A 26,822-nucleotide genomic window follows, 5' to 3' on the forward strand; every position below is an offset into this window, starting at 1 on the left:
TGCTCCCCACGCTTTCGCGCCTCAGCGTCAGTTACAGCCCAGAAAGTCGCCTTCGCCACTGGTGTTCCTCCACATATCTACGCATTTCACCGCTACACGTGGAATTCCACTTTCCTCTTCTGTACTCAAGTCATGCAGTTTCCGGTGCGAACATGGGTTGAGCCCATGCCTTAGACACCAGACTTACATAACCGCCTGCGCGCGCTTTACGCCCAATAATTCCGGACAACGCTTGCCCCCTACGTATTACCGCGGCTGCTGGCACGTAGTTAGCCGGGGCTTTCTTCTCAGGTACCGTCATTCATGGAGCAGTTACTCTCCATGCTGTTCTTCCCTGGCAACAGAGCTTTACGATCCGAAAACCTTCATCACTCACGCGGCGTTGCTCCGTCAGACTTTCGTCCATTGCGGAAGATTCCCTACTGCTGCCTCCCGTAGGAGTCTGGGCCGTGTCTCAGTCCCAGTGTGGCCGATCACCCTCTCAGGTCGGCTACGCATCGTCGCCTTGGTGAGCCATTACCTCACCAACTAGCTAATGCGCCGCAGGTCCATCTGTAAGTGGCAGATTGCTCCGCCTTTCTCAACTCCCTCATGCGAGGAAATTGCCTATCCGGTATTAGCTACCGTTTCCGGTAGTTATCCCAGTCTTACAGGCAGGTTACCTACGTGTTACTCACCCGTCCGCCGCTAACCATCAGGAATGCAAGCACTCCATCAAGTCCGCTCGACTTGCATGTATTAGGCACGCCGCCAGCGTTCGTCCTGAGCCAGGATCAAACTCTCCATAAAAGTGTTTGACTTGCTCATTTGTAATGCTGACGAAATTCACTAAGTGAATTTCTTATTTCAAACGATTCGCTCGTTGTTCAGTTTTCAAAGAACAATCTTCTTTATAAAACTTGAAAGTTTGACTTGCGTCTCACTTTCTTTATCTCACCGCCGTGTCAGCGGCGACTTAATTAATATATCATATCTTTCGAAGCGATGCAAGCTTTTTTTTCAAAAGTTTTTTTCGCTTCTTTTTTTCCTTTCGCTTAGCACCTCGTTGTTTCGAAGTGTTTCTCGCGACTGGATTTATAATATAGCATGGGCTACAACCTTTTGACAACAGGTAAAATAATACATACGTTATCCGCTATTTGTTATACCTTTTACATTATAATCGTTATCTTAGGTAGACCTATAAACTCGCCACATTACATGATAGGTTCATTTAATTATCAGCCTATATGAATCGCGTTTCCATAGGTCTATATGTATGTTCATTTTATAACACAGATTCTATCCATAGCTGACGCTCTTGAACTAGCCTTATAATATCCCCGTTATCTACAGCTACCCACGGTCTAGTGGGATGGCTATCTTCAGTGAATACAATTCGTCCTGTACGGCCATCACTTAAACGCACAAGCATTCCTTGATGTAGTTGTGTAACTTTACGTATAAAGGTCTGCACAAGCTGTGGATCAAGCTTGCCGAATGCATCTTCTTGTAGTTGTTCAAGGACGGTATACGGAGAGACTGCCTTCTTATAGCCTCTATTCATTGTCATCGCATGAAATATATCCGCAATGGCCACTATTTTGGCGTATGAATGTATTTTGTCTCCTTTTACACCTAAAGGATAACCACTACCGTCGATTCGTTCATGGTGTTGCAGTGCAGCTAGCTTTACTCCTTCGTTAATAGCAGGGACTTGACGAAGCATTTCATATCCATATTGCGTATGTCGCTTCATTTCAACTCGCTCTCGGTCCGTCAGCGCACCTTGCTTGTTCCAAATATCTTCATCGACCTTCATTCTTCCTATATCATGAAGCAAGCCAGCCAAGGCAATTTGCATACCTTCTTTCGTTGCGTATCCAGACCATTGACCGATTAAATAAGAAGTAAGGGCTACAGCTATTGATTTTTTAAATACATAGTTGTCATCAATTTGATCAAAGCTATTGTCTAAAAAATGAGAGCTCACCGCTAGAGGACGATAATGATCCGTATACTTTAGTAGTAAATCCATGTTTTGACGCAGTTCGAGTACAGGAAGCTTGGAAGCTGATACGGTGTAGAATACGTTTTTCAAGAGCTTCATCATCTGAGACCACGCTTGTGTAATCTGATACTCGGCTAGTTGGTTGACTTTATTTGAGGGTGTCGCTTCTTCACCGACTTCTAATACAGACTCACTTTGTTTGTTAATGTCTACTATAGAAGAGTTTAATGGTTCAGACTTCATGGGAGTGGATGGCGGTTCAATAGCTACTGATTTGATCAAAAAGGCATCAAGTACTTCTACATCACGTAAGGATAGCATTTTTCCTTTATTCATAAGGACTCCACCCAGTGGGGTATGAACATCTGCTAACAAACGCTGTCCTGGCTTGATATGATTGACAGAGGTCATGACCATTTTCGTTCAACACGCTCCTAAAAAACATTTGAAAGCTTTTGAATGACTTTACGGCTACAGCTCTACGATAATCAATAGGGGCGCAATCTTTCCAGATGCGCCCCATACATTACTACGATTACTTAAACTTGCTCGTCATTGTCTGCGGACTGTTCCGCTTCCCCTTGAGCTTGTTCATCCATATTGCTAGAAGGCTCTTCACCATCTTGCTGCTGGAAATCGTCTTCTTCATTTTTATCACAATGTGTAACGGTCGCTACAGAATCATCGTCGCGAATGTTGATCAGCTTAACGCCCTGCGCATAACGACCCATTTGTGAAATGCCTGCAATATTGGTACGAATAATCGTTCCTGATGCTGTAATAATCATCAAGTCTTCCTCATCACACACCACTTTTAGGCCTACAACTGGTCCGTTCTTCTCCGTTACATTGATTGTCTTGATTCCTTTACCACCACGGCTTTGAATACGGTATTCTTCCATAGGTGTCCGCTTACCGTAACCTTTAGACGTTACGATTAAGACGTCATTGCTCAAGTCCACGATATCCATATCGATGACCCGATCACTACTATCAAGTGTAATACCTTTTACACCTGTCGCTGAGCGTCCCATCGAACGGACGTCGCTTTCGCGGAAGCGAATCGAAATCCCGTTCATCGTACCCATGATGATTTCTTGCTTGCCGTCTGTAAGACGTACACCGATAAGATCGTCATCTTCACGCAAATTAATGGCGATTAGACCACCTTTACGAATATTGACGTAATCGTCCAACGGCGTCTTCTTCACGATTCCTTGACGGGTCGCAAAGAACAAATATTTATCTGCTTCAAATTGTTCAACTGGGATTACAGCGTTAACTGTCTCCCCTTGCTCAATTTGAATTAGATTAATAATAGGCGTACCACGAGCTGTACGGCTAAGATCAGGAATTTCATAAGCTTTCAGACGATACACTTTACCTTTGTCCGTAAAGAACATTAGGTAATGGTGAGAGTTGGTTACGAATAGATGCTCGACAAAGTCGTTATCTTTCGTTCCCATACCCATTACACCACGTCCGCCCCGCTTCTGACTGCGATACGTCGAAACTGGCAAGCGCTTAATGTAACCGCTGTGTGTAATCGTAATGACGACATCTTCACGTGGAATCAGGTCTTCATCGAGGATGCTATCCTCACCGATCGTAATTTCACTGCGGCGCTCATCGCCAAATTTCTGCTTCACTTCCTCAAGCTCCGTGTTAATGATCTCAAGAATAAGCTGCTCGCTTGCTAAAATTTCTTCTAGCTCCGCAATCTTTTTCATCAGCTCAGCATATTCTTCTTCGATCTTGTCACGCTCCAACCCTGTCAGACGACGGAGACGCATATCGAGAATAGCTTGAGCTTGCTCATAAGACAGCTCGAAACGTTCAATCAAGCCTGTACGTGCTTCCTCATCGGAGAGAGAACCACGAATCAAGGCAATGACTTCGTCTAAATGATCGAGTGCAATACGCAAGCCTTCTAAAATGTGAGCACGCGCTTGCGCCTTTCTGAGATCAAATTCAGTGCGGCGACGAATAACTTCGATCTGGTGCTGTAAATAGTAATAAAGCACCTCACGAAGATTCAAAATGCGCGGCTCTTGGTTGACGAGCGCAATCATGTTGATACCAAAGTTGGACTGCATTTGCGTCTGCTTGTACAAATTGTTTAAGACGACGTTCGGATTGACATCCCGACGCAGCTCAATAACAATACGCATCCCGTTACGGTCAGACTCATCGCGCAAATCCGTAATGCCATCGATGCGTTTCTCACGAACGAGTTCAGCGATTTTTTCAACAAGACGTGCTTTATTAACTTGGTAAGGAATTTCATGCACGATAATACGTGCTTTACCACTGTTTTCTTCAATTGTCGCTCTAGCACGCATCGTAACAGAACCACGTCCTGTTGCATATGCTTGACGGATTCCTTCACGGCCAAGAATTAAGCCTGCTGTTGGGAAATCAGGACCCTTAATATATTCCATCAATTCAAGCGGCGTGATGCCAGGGTTCCGAATCAGGGCTTGTACTCCATCGATAACTTCTGTTAAGTTGTGCGGAGGAATATTCGTAGCCATACCTACCGCAATACCCGATAGACCGTTGACTAACAAGTTCGGGAATCGTGCTGGTAGGACGACTGGCTCCTGCTCCTCGCCATCATAGTTCGGTGCAAAATCAATGGTCTCTTTGTTAATGTCGCGCAACATTTCCATCGCGATCTTGGAGAGACGTGCTTCTGTATATCGCATGGCTGCGGCATAGTCACCATCTATGGAACCGAAGTTGCCGTGCCCATCTATAAGCATATAACGCAGCGAGAAATCTTGTGCCATGCGCACCATTGTCTCGTACACGGCACTATCACCGTGGGGATGGTACTTACCGATTACTTCGCCGACGATTCTCGCCGATTTCTTGTAAGGCTTGTCCGGCGCCATGCCGAGTTCCGACATCGCATACAAAATACGACGGTGTACCGGCTTCAATCCGTCACGTACATCCGGTAGTGCCCGACTGACAATGATACTCATCGCGTAATCCAGGAAAGATTCCCGCATCTCGACGCCAATGTCGCGATCCTTAATTTGCGATTGTTGTTCTTCCGCCATGCTGGACCTCCTTAAAATTCGTCGTTAACAGCGTCCGCATTGTATGGCAATCAGCAAAATAAATGCTGCATTTGTTCATAAAGTCCATAACTACGCTATTTTTCATTATATTACTTTCACAAAAGACTTACAATTAAACGTTCCCTATCCAAGCAAAAAATCCGAACATTTATGACGGTACACCTTAGCATTTTTCTGATAAATGACTCGAAGCATAAAAATGCCTTGTATAAAGCGAAAGCCCCAGTTCTATTAGCAAGACTGGGGCATTTTGCATGAAGGTGTACAGTTACACATCTAGATTTTTTACGAACTTAGCATGCTGCTGAATAAAATCGCGACGCGGTTCAACATGATCGCCCATCAAGGTGTCAAACACTTCGTCAGCTAATTTTGCGTCTTCGATCGTGACCTGTAGCATTTTACGACTTTCAGGATCCATCGTCGTCTCCCATAGCTGCGTTGCGTTCATCTCGCCCAAACCTTTATAGCGCTGCACGTTTACTTTTACGTTTTCACCGAACTCCGCCATGATTTGCTCTTTTTGCTTATCGCTATCTGCATAGCGTACCACTTTATTGCGCTCTAGCTTGTAAAGTGGTGGCTGTGCAATATAAATATAGCCAGCATCCAACAACTTACGCATGTAACGGTAGAAGAATGTAAGCAGCAACGTTCGAATATGCGCTCCGTCCACATCGGCATCTGTCATAATGATGATTTTGTGGTAACGAGCTTTGCCCAGATCAAAGTCTTCTCCGATACCTGTGCCGAGCGCAGTAATAATTGCTCGTATCTCAGCATTGGACAATACTTTATCAAGACGTGATTTCTCAACGTTAAGAATTTTACCTTTAAGCGGCAAAATCGCTTGGAAGTGACGGTCACGTCCCTGCTTAGCAGAACCACCCGCAGAGTCACCCTCTACGATGTAGATCTCACATTGAGCAGCATCTTTCGAAGAACAGTCTGCCAGCTTACCTGGCAAAGAGCTGACTTCAAGCGCACTTTTGCGGCGTGTCAGTTCACGTGCACGGCGTGCTGCTTCACGTGCTCTAGCTGCTGATACGCCTTTTTCGACTACTTTACGAGCGACAGCTGGGTTCTCTTCCATGAACTCCATCAGCTTTTCGGAGAACAATGATTCAATAATGCCTCGAACTTCGCTGTTACCAAGCTTCGTTTTCGTCTGGCCTTCAAATTGTGGCTCCGGAATTTTAACGGAAATAATCGCAGCCAAACCTTCGCGCACGTCATCGCCTGTCAAGTTGGAGTCATTGTCCTTCATCAAGTTCATTTTGCGCGAGTACTCGTTAATAATACGCGTCAAAGCACTCTTGAAACCGGACTCATGCGTTCCACCCTCGTGCGTGTTAATGTTGTTCGCGAAAGAATAAATATTTTCAGTATAGCCATCGTTATATTGGAGTGCGATTTCGCACGTAATGTAATCTTTAGCTCCTTCTACGTAGATAGGAGTTTCATGCATAGTCTCACGGTTGCGGTTCAAATACTTAACGAATTCACTGATACCGCCCTCATACTTAAACGTTTGGGATTGACCTGTGCGTTCATCTGTCAACACGAGTTCAATACCTTTGTTCAAAAACGCCAACTCACGTATCCGTGACATAAGGATGTCATAATCATACACCGTTGTCTCCGTGAATATTTCCGAATCGGGTCTGAATGTAATCGTTGTTCCTGTTTCCGTTGAGTCCCCAATTACTTTCAAGTCATATTGAGGTGCACCACGTTGGTATTCTTGCTGATAAACATGACCTTCCCGTTTGACCGTAACGATCAACTGTTCGGACAATGCGTTTACAACAGATACACCTACCCCGTGCAAACCACCAGATACTTTATAACCTTCACCGCCGAATTTACCACCGGCATGTAATACAGTCATAACAACTTCTATTGCTGGACGTTTCATCTTCGCATGTTCGCCTACGGGGATACCACGCCCGTTATCAATGACCGTAACGCTATTATCTTCATGCACGATCACTTGAATCTTGGTACAGTAACCGGCCAACGCTTCGTCGATACTGTTGTCGACCACTTCCCATACCAGATGATGAAGCCCTTTGACGCTGGTAGAACCGATATACATACCTGGACGCTTGCGAACCGCCTCCAGACCTTCCAACACCTGTATTTGGCTTTCATCATACGTATGTTGATTCAAAGACATGCCCTTCACCTACTTCTCCAGTTTCAATTCCGCTTATGCTTCTTCAATTCGCATATACACATTCGCACGCTTTTTAAGCGTCGAAGACGAAATCGGCGAGTAAAACACTTTCCCTTTTGTAACGACAATGGACTTAGCTTCTTCTTCACCAATTGCCTCTACATTTTTAACTTTATGGGCGTTCGCTACGAACTGTTTGGACAGCTTCGATGACTTTTCAATGGACACATCAAAAATAGCTATCAGTTCGGAGGAACGAATAATTTTTTCGCCGCCCAAGTGAATATACACCGCACTCACCCCTTATCGCATGACCTGACCGTTTTCCACGTGGAACATGCTCGCATCTTGCAATTTGCTTGTATTAATACCCTCGATGCCAGTAGTCGTAATGAACGTCTGCACTTTGCTTTGAAACGTCTCGATAAGTTGTGTCTGCCGAAACGTATCCAGCTCAGACAACACGTCATCAAGCAATAAGACAGGGTACTCCCCTATCTCTTCGTGCATTAATTCAATTTCAGCAAGTTTAAGTGATAATGCTGTGGTACGCTGCTGACCTTGGGAACCGTACGTTTGTACTTCTTTGTCATTAATGTAGAAGGTGAGATCGTCACGATGCGGCCCAACGAGTGTCATTCCACGCCGCACTTCCTGATCTTTCATTTGTGTTAACTTTAACATAAATTGCTCAAATACAACAGCGTCAGCATCATCGTCTTCTTCAGCAGTAAAAGAAGGTGCGTACTTCACAAGCAGTGATTCTCGCCCGTCTGTTATGCCCGCATGTATTTGTTCAGCCCATACTTGCAGCTTTTTTAAATATTGTTTCCGTTTCTTTACAATTTTAACACCATTAACTACTAACTGCTCGTTAAAAATGTCCAGCATCGTATCCGATTGCTTACTTGCTGTATTCCACATTTGCTTCAGCAAATTATTTCGCTGCACCAGCACTTTTTGATATTGCTGCAAATGGTATAAATAACTCGGCTGCACTTGACCGATTTCCATATCTAAAAAACGGCGCCGTATGCCCGGGGCGCCTTTTACGATTTCTAGATCCTCTGGTGCAAACATGACAACATTTAAGGCGCCGATGAAGCCGCTCAACTTTTGTTGCTCTAAGCCGTTCACCTTCGCCTTCTTGCCTTGCTTCGAAATGTTGAGTTCAAGCTGACACGTTCCATATTTGCGATCGACAGAAGCTTTTATTCTAGCATGATCCGTTTCCCAGCCGATAAGTTCCTTATCACGCGAGGTGCGATGTGATTTTGTGAGTGCCATCACAAAGATAGCCTCCAGCAAATTGGTCTTGCCTTGCGCATTGCGCCCCACAAAAATATTTACACGATTGCTCGTATCGAGCTCAAGGTTTCCGTAATTACGATAATTATTTAGGGCAACCGATTTGACGAACACCCGTTATGTCCTCTGCGGAGCAATGACGCGGTACGTTCCGCAATCGTCTACAGCTACCACGTCCCCATTATAAAGCTTACGTCCGCGGCGCTCTTCTCGCTCACCATTTACGGTGACCATACCTTCTGCCACATAAATTTTTGCTTGCCCGCCCGTAGAAACACAGTCTGCCAATTTCAAAAAAGTATCTAGCTTAATAAACTCAGTCCGAATTTCGATGTCATTCATGACGCTTCCTCCTTGCTGCAATTGGCTTAATTCGTTGTGCGATACGGCAAAATAAGATGCAAGCTGTTCACATTTTCAGTCGGCTTAATAATGATTGGGCTCATTGCACCCGTAAATCCGATGAAAATGTTCTCGCATTCAATAACTTTCAACACGTCGAGCATATATTTGGAGTTAAAGGCAATGCGCAGCGGCTCGCCATTAAATTGCTTCACATCCAATTGCTCCGTAACTCGTCCAAGCTCAGAAGAACTAGACGAAATTTCAATTGTACCGTCTTCTTTGGTTTGGAGGCGAACAATATTTGTTTTTTCCTCACGAGACAACAAGTACGCACGATCGATCGCATCAATTAATTTTTTCGTATCAAGTACAAGTTCTGTCTTGTACTGCTGCGGAATAATTTTAGAAGTATCCGGGTATGTGCCGTCCAGAATACGTGAATAGAACAACACACGGTCAATCTTAAACAACACTTGATTGTCTGCAACGACAATATCGACCTTTTTATTTTGGTCAGGAACAATTTTGCTTAATTCGTTCAACGTTTTTCCTGAAATAACGACATTGTTAAACCGATTTTGTTCATCAGCATCGATATTTGCAGAACGGCTCGCCAAACGATGGCGATCAGTCGCTACAAACTTCAAATGACCTTCGCTCAAATTCCAAAGAACACCTGTCAAAATAGGCGTTGTTTCATTGGAGGAGATTGCGAATACCGTTTGCTTAATCATCGTTTTTAAAAGATCACCGTTGACCGTAACGACTTGGTTCTCTTCGATGCTAGGTAGTACAGGGAATTCCTCTGGATCAAGTCCGACCATTTGGATATCTGTCGAGCCTGAACGCAAATACGTTTGAAAATGTTCTTTAACCTCAATCTCAACATCTTTGGATGGGAGCTTTTTAATAATCTCGACAAAAAATTTAGCGGGTAGCACGACGCTACCTGGGCGTTCGACCTGAATGATCGTTTGTTTGTCGTCTTCTGTTGGAATGAAACATTGAATCGAAATATCTGTATCACTCGCTGTTAATGTAACACCTTGAAAATTAACGTCCATTTTAATTCCACTTAAGATGGGAATTGTCGTGCGGCTAGAAATCGCCTTGGATACGTTTTGTATCGCTTCATTCAGTTCATTTTTCAATATCGAAATTTTCATGCTTTCACTCCTTGGTTTCACTTTGTGTCTGAAATTGTGAAATGTCCTTCAACGGAGGACATAGGTGATGATGTGTAAAAAGGTTATTTAACGCGTATATTATGATGATCTTTATATATCTTTTAATTAATAGTAGTAGTAGGGACCCTGAATATGTGGATAAGTGGCTTAAAGGTGCATAAAGTAAAGCCTATCCACATGTGTATAGTTTGTGCATAGGCTTTATATTTTGTTCACAGCGTCGGATTTTTTATTTTGTCGATTAAGCTTTGAACCACTTTGTACAATTCCTGATCATGTTGTAGGTTATTCGTTATTTTTTCATGAGCATGAATAACCGTTGTATGATCTCGTCCACCAAAAGCCTCTCCGATTTTCGGCAATGAATAATCCGTTAGCTCACGAGATAAGTACATCGCAATTTGTCGTGGAAAAGCGACGGCTTTTGTACGTTTGCGTGCTTTGAAATCTTCAAGCTTAAGACCGTAGAACTCGCCTACTTTTTGCTGAATATCTTGCATCGTAATCATTTTAGGACGACTTGATGGAATGATGTCTTTAAGTGCCTCAGCTGCAAGATGTGTCGTAATGTCTTGGTTCGTCATCGTGGAATACGCAACAACACGCGTTAGTGCGCCTTCCAACTCACGAATATTCGTATTGATTTGGTTAGCAATGTAGGCCATTGCTTCATTTGGGATGTCCAAATTTTCAGCTTTAGCTTTCTTGCGCAAAATAGCGATTCGCGTTTCCAAATCCGGTGGTTGAATATCGGTAATGAGCCCCCATTCAAAGCGAGACCGAAGACGTTCTTCTAATGTCTCGATTTCCTTCGGTGGACGGTCACTAGAAATGACGATTTGCTTATTTTCATTATGGAGTGCATTAAACGTATGGAAAAACTCTTCCTGCGTTTGCTCCTTGCCTGCTAAAAATTGAATATCATCAATGAGCAAAATGTCGATGTTCCGATACTTGTTACGGAAGCTCTCGCCGCGATTGTCACGAATGGCGTTAATGAATTCGTTCATAAACTTCTCTGAAGTCGTGTACACGACGCGACTATTAGGATTGTGTTCCAAAATGAAATGTCCGATCGCATGCATAAGATGCGTCTTACCTAGTCCGACGCCCCCATACAAAAATAAGGGGTTGTACGCTTTGGCAGGGGCCTCCGCTACTGCAAGCGAAGCTGCATGTGCAAATCGGTTATTTGAACCAATAACGAACGTATCAAATGTGTATTTCGGATTGAGCATATTAGACAATGGCTCTTCCTGCACGGTTACGCGAGGAGGAGGTGTCTGTGGCTGCATCATTTCCGGCTCCGCTTGCGCTGCTTCCTCTATGATGAACTTAACATCGACTTGTTTGCCCGTAATTTCTTGAATGGTTGAGCTAACAAGCTTTGTATAGCGGCTTTCGAGCCATTCAACCGCAAACGTTGTCGGTGCGGTGATCATGAGTTGCGTGTCCGTAAATTTGACCGCCTTCGTTGCTTTAAACCAGGTGTCGAAACTGGGCTTGCTTAGCTTAGTTTGGATAACGGACAAAATTTCCTGCCAATGTTCATTCGCTTGGCGCTCCACAGAATGTTTCACTCCTTCAAACCTGTTGCGTCGTCGTATTTGACGCGCGTGCCGGCGTTCCCGCCAAGTCTGCACATCAGCTCATTCCACTGGAAAGAAGCAAGGGTGCACCGTTAAAACGATTATAAAAAGGACAATGGCCCCGACAAGACGCAAAAAAGGCTCTCTAAAGCGTAGAAAGCCCTCTTGATGACGGACATTGTCGGGGTCTATGAGGGTACGATGTTTTAATTTTCAATGATGTCGAAAAATTACCGAGTTCGTTCATTTATTTATCCACATAATGTGAGTACATAAAAAATGATTTACACAGCTAAGTATGAATTGTTCACAACTTTATCCACAGGTTGTTGATAATATAATATCCACAACATCTATTCACAACCAAAAAGCAATATAATCATAGCAGATGAGCCCTTATATTTCAATGACAGAGCGGTTTTTATCCACAAATTCAATAACTTGTGCATAAAAGTTATTGACACCACTACATATTGTTTATAACTTGTTCCTTATCGACAAATTCCGTTTTTGTCACCTTTAACGTTATTCACACCCCGAGTTTTAAAATTGTCGATTACTCACCCTTCATGCACATGTGAATAACTTTAAGTCTTAATTTGTAACTGCGTGGGGAAGCGAACAAAAAAACGATACTGTGGATAGTTTGGCTTATTATTGGTGAAGACATACATAATGGAGAGAGAGGGAGTAGAGCGTAGAAGATTGACTTTTCGGGCTGTTTCTGTTTAAATATATAAAGGCATTTTGCGCAAAGAAATAACGTAGCAATGGATGGCTTTACTACGACATATATAACTCGAGGAGGTGCAGTACGATGAAACCTACATTCAAACCAAATGTGAGCAAACGTAAGAAAGTTCACGGTTTCCGTAAGAGAATGAGCACGAAAAACGGCCGTAAGGTGTTGGCTGCTCGTCGCCTAAAAGGCAGAAACAAGTTGAGCGCATAATACGCGTACGTAAGACCACCTTCCGGTGGTCTTTTTTTCATTATTTATGGATATTTGCTGTCTGGCGTCATTTGGATGTTCGTTCGTCAGCGGCATAACGTTTATTCCAACCGACTGGTGCCTATACTTTTGAATGAAAGTACATGGGGGTTGGTGGAAGGGCAGGAGAATTAGCGTGCAAAAAAAATACCGTCTGCGTGATCGCGCTGATTTTAGCCGCGTTTATCGGCACGGGCGATCGTTTGCCAATCATCAGCTCGTGGTATATGTATTTCATCGCCCTCAAGTAGAGCGGTTTCGTGTAGGGGTATCGGCCAGTAAAAAGATTGGCAACGCTGTTGTTCGAAATCGCGTTCGCCGTCTTATTAAGGAAATTGTCCGCCATCAAGGTGAAAAAGTCGTGGACCACGTCGATATCATATTTATTGTACGAAAAGGTGCGGTCGGGTTAAGTTACGATCAACTGGCGAAGAGCGTGCATCATGTGATGCGCAAGGGTTCTTTATTCAAATAATGAGTAAAAAACAAGTGTGAAAGCTTGTTCGTTTGGCGTTTCCTTTGCCACTTAAAATATGATATATTTACTTTGGAATCGGAAGGTTTAAGAGAGGAGTTTTGCTATTGTCGCTGAAGTTGCTTAGTAACCGCAAATGGCTTTTGGTTGCAGCGTCCATGTTGTTACTCGTTGTACTAACTGGATGTACGTCACCGACCGAAACGCTTAAGACAGCAGACCTGTTGCAGGGGAACTTCTGGGAGCGTAACGTTGTTTATTACTTTTCATTAGCATTGGATACGTTTGCAGGCTGGTTCCAGGGCAGTTATGGCTTGGCCATCTTGTTGCTCACTATTATTGTAAGATTTTTAATTTTACCGCTTACAATTAAACAAATTCGTAGTTCCAAAGAGATGCAAAAGATTCAGCCGCAAATGCTGGAGATCAAGAAGAAATACAAGGATAATCCGCAAAAACAGCAAGAAGAAACAATGAAAATGTTCCAAAAGCATGGGATTAATCCTTTGGCTGGATGTTTACCATTAGTGATACAAATGCCGATATTTATCGCGTTGTATAATGCGATTTATATGAACTCGGAAATTCGCGAGCATACATTCTTGTGGTTGAAGCTCGGTGAAGCGGATCCTTATTACGTGTTGCCGATCATCGCTGCGATTACAACTTACTTGCAGTCTAAGATGATGCAGAATCAAATGCAGCCTGCGATGCAGTTTATGATGCTCGTATTCCCAGTGTTAATCTTCGTTATGTCGATTAGCTTCCCAGCTGCATTACCATTGTACTGGGTATTCAGTAATATCTTTACGATTGTTCAGAACTATTTCCTTTATCGCGATAAGGATAAGGAGGTTCAGCCGGCGAAATGAAAACGTTGATTGTATCTGGAAAGACGGTCGAAGATGCAATAAAGGACGGTTTGGCCCAATGGAACGTAACCAAAGAGCAAGTGTCTGTGCGCGTCGTGCAGCAGCCTTCTAAAGGCTTTTTAGGATTGTTCGGCGTAAGACCTGCTAAGGTGGAGTTGATGCTGCTTACACCAGCTGAAACGGATGTTCAGGCGGGGTTAAGTGAAGAGAGGTCTGCACGCATTTCTGCGGTTGCTACACAACCGTCTAATGTCGGACAGGCAACAAGCAAAGAGACATCCTCGACAGAAGCGGGTCCAGACCCGATTGTAGAGGCGAAGCAGTTTATCGTCGATGTAGCTCGTTCCATGGGACTTGCTGTGGAAGTTGCAGTACACAAGCGTAAGGATGTAATTACGCTCGATATTAGCGGGGCTGACTTGGGTCTGCTTATTGGACGCCGTGGTCAGACGCTCGACTCGTTGCAATATTTGACTAACTTAGTTGCCAATCGTTATGCTAAGCATCATTTGCGCGTCATTCTTGATGCAGAACAATTTCGTGATCGTCGGAAACAGACGCTGGAGTCTTTGTCAGAGCGTCTGGCGAACAAAGTGATTCGCACCCGTAAAGAAGTGGTGCTCGAACCGATGACGTCGCTTGAGCGTAAAGTGATTCATGCAAAGCTGCAAGATCACCCGAAGGTGAAAACGTACAGCAAAGGTGAAGAACCGAATCGTCGTGTCGTTATTACGATTAAATAGTTTCATACAACGAAGTCGTTGAAGTGGTCAAAGCACGCAATGATTACCCTTGCAAAGGGGTAATCATTGCTTTTTTTCTAGATTAAATGTAAAAGCAGAAGCGTATGGAATAGGTGGAGGAATGAAATGATGGTCTACGATACAATCGCCGCAGTGTCCACGCCGCTTGGTGAAGGCGGTATCGCGATTATCCGCGTAAGTGGAGAAGGAGCGGTGCAAGAGGTTGATCGTATTTTTCGATCGAAGACGAAGCTGACAGAAGTAGCTTCTCACACGGTTAATTATGGTTTCATTGTTGATCCGGAAACGAATGAGCGAGTTGAAGAGGTGCTTGTAACGGTTATGCGCGCTCCTCGCTCCTTTACAATGGAAGATGTCGTTGAAATTAGCGCTCACGGTGGCGTTATTTCGGTCCGTAAAGTCATGGATTTGCTATTGCAATTAAACATTCGTGTCGCTGAACCAGGTGAGTTTACGAAACGTGCATTCTTGAACGGACGAATCGATTTGTCACAGGCAGAAGCGGTCATGGATTTAATTCGTTCGAAGTCAGATCGCGCGTTTTCTGTGGCGATGAAGCAGGCACAGGGGCAGTTATCCACAAAAATTAAAGGATTGCGCCAAACGCTTATCGAAACACTTGCCCACATTGAGGTTAATATCGACTATCCGGAGCATGATGTGGAGTCGTTGACGGCTAATTTCATTCAAGAAAAATGTGGACAAGTACGAATTGAGATCGAAAAGCTGTTAAAGACGGCTTCGGAAGGCAAAATACTAAGGGAAGGCATCGTAACGGCTATCGTAGGGCGACCGAATGTAGGTAAGTCATCGCTGTTGAACGCACTTGCGCAAGAAAATAAGGCGATCGTTACCGATATTCCGGGTACGACACGCGATGTTATCGAGGAGTTTGTTACGATTAACGGCATTCCGTTACGATTGCTGGACACGGCTGGGATTCGTGAGACATCTGACGTTGTAGAGCGTATTGGAGTTGAGCGCTCGAAAAATGCATTGCAAGAGGCGGATTTGATTTTGTTCGTTGTTAATCATAATGAGCCGCTGCACGATGATGAGCGCGAGTGGATGGCGCAAATTGAAGGTAGACAAGTGATTGTAATTGTGAATAAAATGGACTTGCCTAAGCAGATTGAGGATGAGGAGCTTGTAGCAGCTTTCGGCAGCAAACAGATTGTTCATATGTCGGCGATGTTGCAGGAAGGTATCGATGCGTTGGAGCATTCGATATCGGAGCTATTTTTCAGTGGCGATCTTGAATCGGGCGATATGACATATGTAAGCAATGTTCGTCATATTGCACTGCTTAAAAAGACGATTTTGTCGCTTCATGATGCGATTTCTGCCTCGGAGCAGGGCATTCCAATTGATATGATTCAAATTGATGTTCGTTCAGCATGGGAACAGCTAGGAGAAATCATTGGTGATTCGATCGGTGATTCGCTAATTGATCAAATCTTCTCTCAGTTCTGTCTCGGCAAGTAACGACATAAGGATACAAAAGATACGGTTATAGAAGGTTAGGGGAGGTATACGTAATGCCATACGTGGCTGGACAATATGATGTTATCGTCATTGGAGCAGGTCATGCAGGTTGTGAGTCAGCTCTTGCTGCTGCGCGCATGGGCTGTAATACGCTGCTGTTGACGATTAATTTGGATATGGTGGCATTTATGCCATGTAACCCGTCTATCGGCGGACCAGCTAAAGGTCATGTCGTGCGTGAAATCGATGCGCTGGGCGGAGAGATGGGACGCAACATCGATAAGACGTTTATTCAAATGCGAATGCTGAATACAGGCAAGGGGCCTGCTGTACATGCTTTGCGTGCACAAGCAGACAAGTTCTTGTATCAGCAAACGATGAAGGAAACGATGGAGGCAACTCCGAATTTGACGATGCGTCAAGCGATGGTCGAAGAGCTTATTGTTGAAGACGGTATTTGCGTAGGTGTAGAGACGAAGACAGGCGCTCAGTATAAGGCGAAGGCTGTCGTTCTGACAACAGGTACGTATTTGCGCGGTAAAATTATTATGGGCGAACTGATTTACGAAAGCGGCCCGAACAACCAGCAGCCTTCGTTGAAGCTGTCTGAAAGCTTGCGTGAGCATGGCATGGAACTTGTACGCTTTAAGACAGGTACGCCACCGCGTGTGCACAAAGATACGATTGATTTTTCAAAAACAGAGATTCAGCCTGGAGATGACAAGCCGAAGTTCTTCTCGTTTGAAACGAAGGGATCGGACAATGATCAATTGCCTTGCTGGCTAACATACACGTCTGAGCAAACGCATGAGATTATTAACAACAATCTGGATCGTGCGCCAATGTTCTCAGGCATTATTGAAGGTACCGGCCCACGTTATTGCCCGTCTATTGAAGATAAAATTGTTCGTTTTGCAGATAAGCCCAAGCATCAAATCTTCTTAGAGCCAGAAGGTAAAAATACGGCAGAGTACTACGTACAGGGCCTATCAACAAGTATGCCTGAGGATGTGCAACTGCAAATATTGCGCTCCATTCCAGGGCTTGAAAAGGTAGAAATGATGCGTACAGGTTACGCCATTGAGTATGATGCAGTTGTACCGACTCAGTTGTGGCCGTCGCTTGAAACGAAAAAGATTCCTGGCCTATTTACGGCTGGTCAAATTAACGGAACTTCTGGATATGAAGAAGCTGCGGGTCAAGGTGTTATGGCGGGTATTAATGCCGCTCGCAAAGTACAAGGTAAGGATCCGGTCGTATTAGACCGTTCACAAGGCTATATTGGTGTGCTTATTGATGACTTGGTGACGAAAGGTACGTTAGAACCTTATCGTTTGTTGACATCCCGTGCGGAGTATCGCTTGTTGCTTCGTCACGACAACGCAGATATTCGTTTGACACCGATTGGTCATGAGATCGGCTTGATTCCAACGGAGCGCTATGAGACGTTTCAACGTAAAATTGCGCTGGTGGAGCAAGAGCTTGAGCGCTTGAAACAAGTGAAGGTAAGACCTTCACAAGAGGTGCAAACAATGTTGGCTGAAGCGGGTTCTGTACCGCTCGTCAATGGCTGCGACGCTGCTACATTGCTTCGTCGTCCTGAATTGAGCTACGCTAATTTGGAAAGCTTGTTCCCATCTGAGCTTGAGCTGGATGATGAAATGAAGGAACAGGTCGAAATCCAAGTGAAATATGCTGGTTATATCGAGAAGCAGATGTTGCAAGTAGAACGTCTGCAAAAGATGGAGAAAAAGCGTATTCCTGAAAGTATTGAATACCATGATGTGCATGGCCTTGCTATGGAAGCGAAGCAGAAGCTGTCAAAAATTCGCCCGCTCTCGATTGGGCAAGCGACGCGTATTTCAGGTGTAACACCAGCGGATATCTCCATACTGCTCGTATACTTGGAGCATTTTAACCGTGTGACGGCTGCGAAAATGTCGCAAACGGACGCAGGTTAACAGGAGAGCTATAAATAGTGATGATTACTTGCTGTTGTTCCAGTAGTTGATCACGATTATTACAAAATTCAAGCACGCTTATCGAATTTAGCAGCACGTTTATCGTGTACCGCTAAAGTAAATAGGCGTGCTTCCATTTAAGTTAGGGAGATACGGATGATGGATGTAGTGCAAGAGCAATTCGCCAAGTGGGTATCGGTGCACGGATGGACGGTTACAGATACTCAATGGGAACAATTTGATACGTATGTACGCGTATTAGCTGACTGGAACGAACGTATGAATTTAACGGGTATAACAGAGCGTGGGCCTGTGTACGAGAAGCATTTTTACGATTCATTGACTCTAGGAATTTACGTACCGATGGATAAGGTGCAAAAGATGGCTGATATCGGCTCCGGAGCAGGATTCCCGGGTATTCCGTTGAAAATTATGTTCCCACATATCCAATTAACGATCGTGGATTCGTTAAATAAGCGCATTCAATTTTTGACTCACCTTGTCGAGCAGTTAGGTTTGAGTGGAGTTACATGTTTACATGGACGTGCGGAGGAAGTAGCTCGTAAACCGGAGCATCGTGATCAGTATGATTTGGTAACCGCTCGTGCGGTAGCGCGCCTGAATGTACTGAATGAGTTCTGCTTGCCGTTTGTAGCACCGGGTGGCATGTTCGCTGCGATGAAGGGAACAAACCCAACAGAAGAGATAGCAGAAGCTAAGAAGAGCCTGCAAGTGCTGCAAGGACGTTTGGTAGCGGACCATTTGTTGGAGCTGCCTGAAGAAAAGTCGGAGCGACATATTATTATCGTGGAGAAAAAGGGAGCTACGCCAAAAGCGTATCCCCGCAAGCCAGGAACTCCATTAAAGACACCGATTATATAGTGTGGACAGTTATCTGTGAATGAGGTAGAGCCGTAGAATCGTTGAGCCATAGAGTCGATTCTACGGCTCTTTTTTATTTTTCATAACAAAATTTTGAAAATATAAGAGAAAGTAACGATATTGTATTCATTGAGGGCTGAAAAATAACAATATTTTTGTGATTTTAAGTTTGAAATTGATTAATATAAGTTCACTAGAGCTTATCAGAGCAAGCGGGTAGCGAGAGCGAGCCATTAAGTATGGAGCTTTGTATTGAATTTATTTATTTTGAAAAATAGAAAGAAGGCCTTTTTAGATGAGTATAGCAGCGTGGAAAAAACCGATCCTTTTTCTAACTAGTTCAGCGGTATTCATAACTACCATTGCAACGGGTTGGATGCCAAGTGTGTATGCATCTTCAGTAGATGCGTCTAAAAATGAACAGAAAACGAAAAAGATCGAGTCTAAGGCTAATAAATACACAGGTAAAGATGTAAGAGTGGCGATTATTGACTCGGGTACAGATATGAATCATCCGCTGTTTAAGGGGCGTATAGCTAAAGCATACGATTTTGTTGATCGGGATCATAATCCACAGGATGAGAAAGGGCATGGCACGCATGTGGCGGGCATTGTTGCACAACAGGCACCGGGAGCACAGTTCCTTTTATACCGTGCGCTTGGAGAGAGCAAAGCTCATTCGCATTCTAATGATGTAGTGTCGGCTATAAAGCAGGCCGTGATTGATGGTGCGGACGTGATTAACTTATCTTTGGGTACTGATGTGAATGCACCTGATGAGCCCGTTTCCATGGCTATCGCTGATGCTGTTAGCAAGGGTGTTGTCGTTGTAAAGTCCGCAGGTAATAACGGGGTGGATAAATGGCAATTAACGGCTCCTGGATATAGGGAGGAACCGATCGTAGTAGGGGCTACAACGCTGTCTCGCGTCGACTCGGTGTTAACAAAGGGTAAGGACAGTATTCACTTGTATCCTGTATACGGAGTACCTTCCATGCCCACAGCGGGGGTAGCCTCGTTTGTGTATAAAGGAAATGTGTCCCCTGAAAAGCTAAAAAAAGATAAGGCTCTTAAAAATAAAATCGTCGTTGTAGAGCTGGAAGATAGCTTCACACCGGTAGATGAGTTGTACTTGGCTGCACAAGAAGCTGGGGCAGCAGGGATATTGTTATCTAACCCTGAAATTCAACGTGAAGAGCCAGCTGGGAATATGACTAGAAGCAAGCTGAAAAATGCAATTCCAGCGGCTGTAATGACACATGACGATGCGAAAAAGCTACGTCTTCAGTCAGGCTCAGGGTGGAAATGGAGCAGCACTAAGGTTAAAGAACGTGTGTCTGATATGAGCTCCCGTGGTCCGGCAGCAGGTACGTGGCTGATGAAGCCTGATCTTGTAGCACCAGGCATTAATATCCGCAGCGCGGTACCGTTCGAAGTTGCGGAAAGCGGGTACTCTTTGTGGAGCGGGACAAGTATGGCAGCTCCGCACGTATCGGCAGCGGCAGCTATCTTGCTGGAAGCTCATCCGGAGTGGACACCATCACAGATAAAGTCAGCGCTAATGCAGCAGGCTGATCAACTGACGGACGAGAAGGGGAAGCTGTACGAGCGCGCTGCGCAAGGAGCGGGTCTTTTAAATGTAGAGCGTGCTTTAGAAGCGAGCACATTGGTGACGCCATCGAGCCTTAGTTTCGGTCGAGTTGCACCACAAGCGAAAGGTAAGAGTCAGGTCATTGAAAAGACGCTGACGTTAACGAATAGTTCGGATCAGGCTGTGACGTATGAGCTTTCGGTGCAAAATGAAACGGTGCCAGAGAAGCTGCAGTTTGAGATGCCGAAATCCGTAACAGTAGGGCCTAAGGAAACAATTGATGTGCCAATAAAATGGACAGTCAGTTTACAACAGCAAAAAGGGATTTGGACAGGTTCGATTATCATTAAGGCAAACTCCAACAACCAGCGTGTTCCTTTTATGCTCGTGTACAAAATGAATGATTATCCTTTAGTAATGGGATTGTTTTCGAACACATCTTTGTACTCACCGTATGGAAAGAAAGAGATGAGCCGTCTTTCTACGGATTATTACGTTTCTGTTCCATCTGATCGTGTGTTATTGACGGCTACCCGATTCGATGAATCGCAAAAAAGTTTGCACGGTAAAACGTATATTTGGTTAAGTGAGAAGAATCATAAGTCAGGTTTATTCAATTATGTATGGAATGGCCAAGATATAAATGGTGCGAAGTTACCAGATGGGGCTTATTTAATTAAGGCAAAATCATTTGCGGAGAATCGACAGACCGTACAAGAGGGAGAAATCGTATATATTGATCAACAAGCACCTAAAATCGTTAATATCAATAAATCAAAGGCTGCAAAGGGTCAATTGTACGGAAAATTGAGTGATCTCTCGATCCAACTGCAATACTTAATTACGAGCAATATGGAAAGCATGGGAATAAGTAATGAGCCGATCGTTAAAATGCAGTGGAGCCCGCTTGAACAGGATAAGTGGAGAGCTGTACACGTGAACGTAGAGAGCGGTAACTTTTTTGCCACTCTACAAAAACAAGGTTTAAAGCCAGGTAAACATAAAGTGAAGCTCCTTATGCAAGATGTGCTAGGGAATAAGACTGTTCATATCACGGAAGTTACGGTGAAATAGCGCAGTGCACTGTTGCGCGGCGGAATATGTAAAATAGGTAAAAGCGGTTCTAGGCAGGGTAAGCCTAAGAATCGCTTTTTTTCATTATTAAATTTGGATAATTTTATCTTTTTGCGCTTGTTTTATGATAGCATTAGTAGAGGAGCGTAGAAGTACATTTTTAAATTTATTGGATATTTGTTCCACGTGAAACAATATTTTTTTGAGGGTATTCAAACGGCAGGAAAAAGATGCAGAGTTGAAGAATGTTTAAAGTATATATATTTATAGGGCATGAGTTAATATATTAGATGAATACGGCTGTTCTTGTTTGCGGCTTCTAAAATATGCCTGGCATTACTACGAAGTTAGGTGGTTATACACAGAAATGAAAGAACAACTGTCTCGGCTATTCGGTTTTGCTGATCGTCATACTCATGATGAAGTGAAGCAGCTTCCGGTACATGAAATTGTAACGAGCCCTTATCAACCGCGTACTATTTTTGACGAGGAACGGATTGATGAGCTGTGCCAAACAATTAAGACGCATGGTGTTATTCAACCAATCGTTGTTCGTCAACGGAACGGCAAGTACGAAATTATTGCAGGCGAACGTCGTTGGCGTGCCGTGAAGCGGCTTGGACTGGATACGATCCCAGGAATCGTTAGGGAAATCAATGACTCTCAGGCAGCATCTATCGCTTTAATTGAAAATTTGCAACGTGAAGGTTTGACCGCGATTGAAGAAGCGTTTGCTTACCAAAAGCTTATTGACCTACATGAGCTGACACAGGAAAGTTTAGCTCAACGGCTTGGAAAGAGCCAATCTACAATTGCGAATAAAATACGACTTTTACAGCTTCCAGAAACGATTAAGCAAGCACTCATGGAGCGAAAAATTACAGAACGACATGCGCGAGCTTTACTTTCTCTTGATACAGAAGAGATGCAGCTTAAAGTGCTGCATGAGATCATAACGAAAGAGCTTAATGTTAAGCAGACGGAGACGAGGATCGCACTGTATAAGGAAGTTAATAAAGCGAAAAAGTCGAAGCGTGTTTCGTTTACGAAAGACGTAAGACTTGCATTAAATACAATTAGGCAGTCGGTCGACATGATTACGGGTTCAGGGTTAAACATTAAAACTGACGAACGTGACCATGAAGATCATTATGAAATTGTAATAAAAATTCCGAAAAAATAATGAGCTACAACTAGTCCATGTAATATGCCATCTGATGAGATAAGCGGCAGGCAAGGGCCGCTATTTTTGTTTTGTACTATGGTGACGGTGTAATCAGTGTTTATGATTACTGTTGTGCTGAATGAGCAGCTTTTATGCGAACGATAGCAACACTAACCGTTAATCCGACAAGCAGCCAGAGAGGCGAGAAGAATAACATTGGGGTGAAGCGGAGTGGCTAAAGTTATTGCCATTACCAATCAGAAGGGCGGCGTCGGTAAGACAACGACGACGGTCAACTTAGGTGCTGGATTGGCATTATTGGGGAAACGTGTATTGCTCGTAGATATTGACCCTCAAGGAAATACGACGAGCGGAATTGGCATAAATAAAGCCGATGTTACAAATTGTATTTATGATGTGATCATAAATGATGTTCATCCGAACGAAGCGATTTTACATTCAAATGTAGAAGGACTCCATATTATTCCGGCTACGATTCAACTAGCTGGTGCGGAAATTGAGTTGGTTCCAACTATTTCACGTGAAGTTCGATTAAAAAGAGCGTTACAGCTCGTAGCACATTCGTATGATTACATTTTAATTGACTGTCCTCCATCTCTAGGCATACTAACAATAAACTCTTTAACAGCTTCCCAATCGGTCATTATTCCGATTCAATGTGAATACTATGCATTGGAAGGTTTAAGCCAGTTATTAAACACGGTACGACTTGTACAAAAGCATTTGAACACTACACTGCAAATAGAAGGTGTATTGCTTACTATGCTTGATGCACGAACAAACTTAGGCATCCAAGTTATTGAAGAAGTGAAAAAGTATTTTCAACAAAAAGTATATCAAACGATTATTCCTCGTAACATTCGCTTAAGTGAAGCGCCATCACATGGGCAGTCAATTATGACGTATGACCCAAAATCAAAAGGGGCGGAAGTATACTTGGAACTTGCTAAGGAAGTGATTACGTATGAGTAAGCGCTTAGGCCGTGGATTGGACGCATTAATTCCATCATTGTCTGTTAATGATGATGATAAAATCGTTGAAGTTCAATTAACTCAACTTCGTCCTAATCCATATCAACCACGCAAGCATTTTGATGAACAGTCCATTCAAGAGCTAGCAGAGTCTATTAAACAACACGGGATCATTCAACCGATTGTTGTGCGTAGTGTATTGAAAGGCTATGAAATTATTGCTGGCGAGCGGCGCTATCGTGCATCTCAACTTCTTGGATTGGCGACAATTCCAGCTGTAGTTCGAGCTTTTTCCGATCAGCAAGTGATGGAAATTGCATTAATCGAAAATTTACAACGTGAAAATTTAAATGCTATTGAATTAGCGTTGGCCTATCAATCTTTAATGGATCAATTCTCGTTAACACAAGAAGAGTTGTCCGTTAAAGTCGGTAAATCACGTTCTCATATTGCTAACTTTGTACGTTTGCTTCAGCTTCCAGAAGAAGTGAAAGCTCTTGTTTCACGTGGAACACTATCGATGGGTCATGCGAGAGCAATAGTTGGCGTTAAAGACACAGAAACAATAAAAATGTTGGCAAAAACATCCATTGATCAAGGGTGGAGCGTTCGGCAGTTGGAAGAGGCAATTCAATTGCTGAATCGTAAAGGAAATGATAAAGAAAAGGACAAGAGCAAACCGGGGCGCACGGATCCATATTTGGACGTGCTTGAGGAGTCCTTACGTGAACGTTTCCGTACAACAGTAAAAATTAAGCACCAAAACGATAAAGGAAAGATTGAGATTTCATATTTCAGCAAAAATGACTTGGAACGGTTGCTCGAAATGCTACAAGCTATAACATAAAGCAAGGCTACAAACGAATGAATTAAATAATCCGTTCTGATTAGCATGCTTAGTTGTCATCCGTCTTAATAAGGATTAAACTAAGGATGCTATCTTTTTTGCATAAAATCGTCGCAATAAAATGAACATCAAGGCAACTGTTTTCGCAACCTAAAATGTCAAATATTTTATATTAAAAATGAAAAAGCTGTAATAAATTACAGCTGTATCTAGGATAAAATAATATCGAAAATAAAGAGCATTTAAGCACCTTGTTTTCATGCTTTCGTGATCAGCTACGCACATAAGGAGGCGCGTTGATGCCGCAACTTCCGACGATTTATTTAGATCATGCTGCGACATCATGGCCGAAGCCAGAGCCTGTTTGGGAGGCCATGAAAAAGGCATTGGATGAAGAGGGAGCAAACCCTGGCCGCGGTGGACATCGCATGGCCAGAGAAGCTGGAAAGCGACTAATGCGTGCACGGATGGCACTCGCTGAGTTGTTTCACATTAGTAACCCTATTCATATTGCTTTCACAATGAATACGACAATGGCGCTCAATATGGCTATTTACGGATTTGTTAAGCAAGGGGATCATGTCGTTGCCACGAGTATGGAGCATAATTCGGTCCGAAGACCACTAGAGCAATTGCAGCAACGTGGAGTGATTAGCGTTACTTATGTGGAAACGGATCGCGATGGAACGCTCAATTTGAAGCAACTTGAGCAAGCGATGACAGTGCGAACTAGACTTGTCATCTGCAATCATAGCTCTAATTTGCTCGGCTCTATTATGCCTATTAGTGATATAGCAGAAATTGCTCATCGTCATGGAGCTAAGCTGCTTGTGGATGGAGCTCAGTCGGCTGGCTTACTACCAATAGATGTAAAGTCGCACGGCATTGATATGCTCGCCGTGCCTGGACATAAGGCATTGCTTGGCCCTCAAGGAACGGGGGCGCTGTACATCGATCCGAGCATGGATGTAGAGCCGCTCATCCAAGGAGGTACTGGCAGCCACTCAGAGGAGGCGCAGCAGCCGCATACTCGCCCTGACAGGTATGAGGCAGGAACACCTAATACAATTGGTGTTGCGGGCCTAGAGGCGGGAGTGCGTTGGGTGCTGAATGAATCTGTGCAGAACATATATACGAAAGAGTGGGAATTATCGCAACTGATAATGGAACAATTAAGTTCCATATCTGGACTGCGATTGTTAGGACCGCAATTAGGACAGCCGCGCACAGGAATTGTTTCCTTTGTTAGTGACAGTCTCGACAGTGCGGCCATTGCGCATCAGTTGGACAGAGAGTTCGGTATTGCCGTCCGTGCTGGTTATCATTGCACGCCGTTAGCCCATCAAACAGCAGGTACATTAGGACAAGGTGCTGTTCGTGCAAGCGTTGGATGGAATACAACAGAACAACAAGTTGATGAATACGTTAAAGCGGTACGAGCGATTTGTACACGGGATTAGATTGAGGCAGGAGAGAGCAGGATGAACGACGTTGTTAAAGAGTGGCTACCATGGTTAATTATTTGTAGTGCGGCATTATCGTTAATGTTATTTTTTATCGTTATTGTTCAAGGTTCAAAGTTGCGTAAGCTACGCCGTAAATATGACGCAATGATGGGCCAAACAGGTGTTGAAAATTTAGAAATGTTATTGGCGGACATGCATAACGATATTGCTAGTCTGCATGAAGCGAAAGATGTTCATCAAGCTGCTTTAGAGCAAATGAAACAAGAGCATACGGTACATGTGCGTCAAATCAACGATAGGCTAAAAATAATGAAATCCCATGTAGGCATTAAGCGCTATAACGCTTTTGCAGAACATGGGAGTGACCTTAGCTTTTCGCTAGCGCTCATTAATGAAGAGCATGACGGTGTTGTCATTACAGGTATTCATGGGCGAGAGCATTCCTACGTCTATGCTAAACCTATTGATAAAGGGCAATCTACGTACTCGCTATCTCCTGAAGAGAAGCATGCGCTAGAGCAAGCTTCCACAAGGCGCGGTAACGCTTCCTAAGCCTAAGCTTGAGCCTA

General features: G+C 43.8%; 21 protein-coding genes and 1 rRNA gene (1 of these 22 running past the window's edge). 13 read left to right on the forward strand and 9 right to left on the reverse strand.

The window, feature by feature from the left end; translation table 11 throughout:
* The 9 genes from KIK04_RS10275 to dnaA form a co-directional block, all read right to left on the reverse strand.
* Positions 1 to 789: ribosomal RNA gene (locus tag KIK04_RS10275) — 16S ribosomal RNA — on the reverse strand (it extends 762 nt beyond the left edge of the window).
* A gap of 478 nt (positions 790 to 1,267) precedes the next feature.
* Positions 1,268 to 2,326: an HD-GYP domain-containing protein gene (locus KIK04_RS10280; RefSeq protein WP_332330010.1), complete on the reverse strand. Its 1,059-nt coding sequence runs from the start codon at positions 2,324 to 2,326 to the stop codon at positions 1,268 to 1,270.
* Between the two features lie 203 nt (positions 2,327 to 2,529).
* Positions 2,530 to 5,058 (reverse strand): DNA gyrase subunit A, encoded by a 2,529-nt coding sequence (gene gyrA / locus KIK04_RS10285; protein WP_232278142.1) that lies wholly within the window; start codon positions 5,056 to 5,058, stop codon positions 2,530 to 2,532.
* Between the two features lie 289 nt (positions 5,059 to 5,347).
* Positions 5,348 to 7,258, reverse strand: coding sequence for a DNA topoisomerase (ATP-hydrolyzing) subunit B (gene gyrB / locus KIK04_RS10290; RefSeq protein ID WP_232278143.1), 1,911 nt, complete (start codon positions 7,256 to 7,258; stop codon positions 5,348 to 5,350).
* A gap of 33 nt (positions 7,259 to 7,291) precedes the next feature.
* Complete coding sequence (gene remB, locus KIK04_RS10295) at positions 7,292 to 7,549, reverse strand: extracellular matrix regulator RemB (protein WP_232278678.1); 258 nt, start codon at positions 7,547 to 7,549, stop codon at positions 7,292 to 7,294.
* A gap of 12 nt (positions 7,550 to 7,561) precedes the next feature.
* Positions 7,562 to 8,680 carry a DNA replication/repair protein RecF gene (gene recF / locus KIK04_RS10300; protein ID WP_232278144.1) on the reverse strand — a complete coding sequence of 373 codons (1,119 nt, stop codon included), beginning with the start codon at positions 8,678 to 8,680 and terminating at the stop codon, positions 7,562 to 7,564.
* A gap of 3 nt (positions 8,681 to 8,683) precedes the next feature.
* On the reverse strand, positions 8,684 to 8,908 hold the full coding sequence (gene yaaA, locus KIK04_RS10305; RefSeq protein ID WP_232278145.1) for a S4 domain-containing protein YaaA: 225 nt from the start codon (positions 8,906 to 8,908) through the stop codon (positions 8,684 to 8,686).
* A gap of 26 nt (positions 8,909 to 8,934) precedes the next feature.
* Positions 8,935 to 10,077: a DNA polymerase III subunit beta gene (gene dnaN / locus KIK04_RS10310; RefSeq protein ID WP_232278146.1), complete on the reverse strand. Its 1,143-nt coding sequence runs from the start codon at positions 10,075 to 10,077 to the stop codon at positions 8,935 to 8,937.
* Positions 10,078 to 10,310: 233 nt separating this feature from the next.
* Positions 10,311 to 11,666, reverse strand: coding sequence for a chromosomal replication initiator protein DnaA (gene dnaA / locus KIK04_RS10315; RefSeq protein ID WP_232278147.1), 1,356 nt, complete (start codon positions 11,664 to 11,666; stop codon positions 10,311 to 10,313).
* 838 nt (positions 11,667 to 12,504) lie between these two features.
* Here dnaA and rpmH point away from each other — a divergent pair.
* The 13 genes from rpmH to KIK04_RS10380 all read left to right on the forward strand — a co-directional run bounded on the left by rpmH (position 12,505) and on the right by KIK04_RS10380 (position 26,805).
* Positions 12,505 to 12,639: a 50S ribosomal protein L34 gene (rpmH, locus tag KIK04_RS10320; RefSeq protein ID WP_232278148.1), complete on the forward strand. Its 135-nt coding sequence runs from the start codon at positions 12,505 to 12,507 to the stop codon at positions 12,637 to 12,639.
* Positions 12,640 to 12,814: 175 nt separating this feature from the next.
* On the forward strand, positions 12,815 to 13,153 hold the full coding sequence (rnpA, locus tag KIK04_RS10325) for a ribonuclease P protein component (RefSeq protein ID WP_232278149.1): 339 nt from the start codon (positions 12,815 to 12,817) through the stop codon (positions 13,151 to 13,153).
* A gap of 107 nt (positions 13,154 to 13,260) precedes the next feature.
* Complete coding sequence (locus KIK04_RS10330; protein ID WP_232278150.1) at positions 13,261 to 14,025, forward strand: YidC/Oxa1 family membrane protein insertase; 765 nt, start codon at positions 13,261 to 13,263, stop codon at positions 14,023 to 14,025.
* Entirely contained in the window at positions 14,022 to 14,768 is a 747-nt protein-coding gene (jag, locus tag KIK04_RS10335) for an RNA-binding cell elongation regulator Jag/EloR (RefSeq protein ID WP_232278151.1), read from the forward strand. The genes KIK04_RS10330 and jag overlap by 4 nt, the downstream gene beginning before the upstream one ends.
* Positions 14,769 to 14,897: 129 nt before the next feature.
* Positions 14,898 to 16,274 (forward strand): tRNA uridine-5-carboxymethylaminomethyl(34) synthesis GTPase MnmE, encoded by a 1,377-nt coding sequence (mnmE, locus tag KIK04_RS10340; RefSeq protein WP_232278679.1) that lies wholly within the window; start codon positions 14,898 to 14,900, stop codon positions 16,272 to 16,274.
* A gap of 53 nt (positions 16,275 to 16,327) precedes the next feature.
* On the forward strand, positions 16,328 to 18,235 hold the full coding sequence (mnmG, locus tag KIK04_RS10345) for a tRNA uridine-5-carboxymethylaminomethyl(34) synthesis enzyme MnmG (RefSeq protein ID WP_232278152.1): 1,908 nt from the start codon (positions 16,328 to 16,330) through the stop codon (positions 18,233 to 18,235).
* 159 nt (positions 18,236 to 18,394) lie between these two features.
* Positions 18,395 to 19,117, forward strand: coding sequence for a 16S rRNA (guanine(527)-N(7))-methyltransferase RsmG (rsmG, locus tag KIK04_RS10350; protein WP_232278680.1), 723 nt, complete (start codon positions 18,395 to 18,397; stop codon positions 19,115 to 19,117).
* Positions 19,118 to 19,412: 295 nt separating this feature from the next.
* Positions 19,413 to 21,782: a S8 family serine peptidase gene (locus KIK04_RS10355; protein WP_232278153.1), complete on the forward strand. Its 2,370-nt coding sequence runs from the start codon at positions 19,413 to 19,415 to the stop codon at positions 21,780 to 21,782.
* Positions 21,783 to 22,149: 367 nt separating this feature from the next.
* Entirely contained in the window at positions 22,150 to 22,965 is an 816-nt protein-coding gene (gene noc, locus KIK04_RS10360) for a nucleoid occlusion protein (protein ID WP_232278154.1), read from the forward strand.
* Between the two features lie 213 nt (positions 22,966 to 23,178).
* On the forward strand, positions 23,179 to 23,940 hold the full coding sequence (locus KIK04_RS10365) for a ParA family protein (RefSeq protein ID WP_232278155.1): 762 nt from the start codon (positions 23,179 to 23,181) through the stop codon (positions 23,938 to 23,940).
* Positions 23,933 to 24,787, forward strand: a complete 855-nt coding sequence (locus tag KIK04_RS10370) for a ParB/RepB/Spo0J family partition protein (RefSeq protein WP_232278156.1) — start codon at positions 23,933 to 23,935, stop codon at positions 24,785 to 24,787. The genes KIK04_RS10365 and KIK04_RS10370 overlap by 8 nt, the downstream gene beginning before the upstream one ends.
* 299 nt (positions 24,788 to 25,086) lie before the next feature.
* Positions 25,087 to 26,247, forward strand: coding sequence for an aminotransferase class V-fold PLP-dependent enzyme (locus KIK04_RS10375; RefSeq protein WP_232278157.1), 1,161 nt, complete (start codon positions 25,087 to 25,089; stop codon positions 26,245 to 26,247).
* Between the two features lie 21 nt (positions 26,248 to 26,268).
* A complete protein-coding gene (locus KIK04_RS10380) occupies positions 26,269 to 26,805 on the forward strand; it encodes a DUF4446 family protein (protein ID WP_232278158.1) in 537 nt (178 codons plus the stop codon).
* The last annotated feature ends 17 nt before the right edge of the window (positions 26,806 to 26,822 follow it).

Source organism: Paenibacillus sp. 481 (assembly GCF_021223605.1).
Lineage (GTDB): Bacteria > Bacillota > Bacilli > Paenibacillales > Paenibacillaceae > Paenibacillus_B.